This window comes from Bacillus sp. LR_5, assembly GCF_042709275.1.
This window is the reverse complement of sequence record NZ_JAVAXX010000605.1, coordinates 1-1189: the sequence shown is the minus strand read 5'-3', so window position 1 is coordinate 1189 and position 1189 is coordinate 1. Positions and strand designations below refer to the sequence as shown.

The following is a 1189-nucleotide window of genomic DNA, read 5'->3' as shown; positions in this document are numbered from 1 at the left end:
TGCTATAACTGACAGAGTTTAATATGACATGCCCTATTTCGGAGTCTATTGTCGTCGCTATTGGTGTTACGAAGCTTGAAGTATATTTGCAGTTTATCTTTTTTTTTTTCAAGCAGAAGACGGCATACGAGGTTAGCGAGTGTCTCGTGGGCTCGTAGATGTGTATAAGATCCAGATATTGAACATTTGGTACACAGTTCATTTAGTTTTATTATAGCCGATCTTCACCGTTATCTTCAATGTGAAACGATTGTCCGATTTACATTTTCTTTATTTTATGTCCATTGAATTGAAAAACAGGGTTTGGTAACGTATGGAGAAAGGAGATGATAGAATGACAAATCAAACTGCACGCCCTTCAAAGGAAGAACGTTACGCCAACCTTATTCCGATGGAAGAATTGCACTCCGAAAAAGACCGGCTTTTTCCTTTCCCAATTTATGATAAGCTCCGGCGTGAGTCCCCTGTCCGTTATGACCAACAGCGGGATTGCTGGGATGTTTTCAAATACGATGATGTTCAGTTCGTCCTGAAAAATCCCAAGTTCTTTTCATCAAAACGCGGCATACAGACTGAAAGTATATTAACAATGGACCCTCCGAAACACACCAAATTACGGGCTCTCGTCAACAGAGCGTTTACCCCAAAAGCAGTAAAGCAACTCGAAACCCGCATAAAAGACGTGACAGCATTTCTCTTACAAGAAGCACGGCAAAAGAGTACAATCGATATCATTGAAGATTTTGCAGGTCCCCTCCCTGTTATCATCATAGCTGAAATGCTGGGCGCTCCGATTGAAGACCGCCGCTTGATTAAAACATACTCCGACGTACTTGTAGCTGGAGCAAAGGATAGCTCCGACAAAGCTGTTGATGACATGCTCCATAATCGGCGTGGCGGCCACGCTTTTTTAAGTGACTATTTCAGGGACATCCTGTCAAAACGAAGAACTGAACCAAAAGAGGATTTAATGACAATGCTTTTACAGGCGGAAATCGACGGAGAACATTTAACAGAAGAACAGCTGATCGGTTTTTGTATTCTTCTTCTCGTCGCAGGGAATGAAACGACTACAAATTTGATTGCAAATGCAGTTCGCTATCTGACAGAAGACTCAGTGGTCCAACAGCAGGTAAGACAAAATACAGACAATGTTGCCAATGTAATAGAAGAAACGCTTCGCTACTAT

1 protein-coding gene is annotated in these 1189 nt (G+C 41.9%); it reads left to right on the top strand.

Translation table 11 applies throughout. The annotated features are described in order from the left end of the window. Nucleotides 1–334 precede the first annotated feature (334 nt). A partial coding sequence (locus tag RAC86_RS38880; protein ID WP_377886975.1) for a cytochrome P450 occupies nucleotides 335–1189 on the top strand: 855 nt, incomplete at its 3' end.